Source organism: Streptomyces oceani (assembly GCF_001751245.1).
Classification (GTDB): Bacteria; Actinomycetota; Actinomycetes; order Streptomycetales; family Streptomycetaceae; genus Streptomyces; species Streptomyces oceani.
Window position 1 is genome coordinate 1 of the sequence record NZ_LJGU01000047.1, and the last position, 403, is coordinate 403.

1 protein-coding gene is annotated in these 403 nt (G+C 73.9%); it reads left to right on the top strand.

Going from position 1 to position 403, the window contains the following annotated elements:
* The coding region (locus tag AN216_RS00215) for an NTP transferase domain-containing protein (RefSeq protein WP_244502248.1) at nucleotides 1-403 on the top strand (403 nt) is incomplete at both ends.

Sequence of the window (403 nt, forward strand, 5' to 3'; positions counted from 1 at the left end):
GTCCCTCACGGTCGGCGGTCGCCCACTGCTCGACCGAGTGCTCGCGGCCTGCCCCGGCGCGAGTACGACGATCGTGGTCGGCCCGCGCCGCCCGGTGCGCCGCCCGGTGCGCTGGGTACGCGAAGAGCCGCCGGGTGGCGGCCCCCTGGCCGCGCTGGACGCGGGACTCCGGTACGTGACACGGGAAACGGCGCTGGTGCTGTCCGCCGACCTGCCGTTCCTGCACCCGAGCACCGTTCGGAGCCTGCTGGACATGGGCGGTGAGGAAGCCGCGGTCGTCCATGACGGTCGCGACCAGCCACTCGTAGCCGCCTACCGCACCGAACCGCTGAGGCGTGAACTCGCCCTGCTCCGCACCGAGTACGGCCCGCTCACCGGTCTGCCCCTGCGGTTGCTGCTGCCC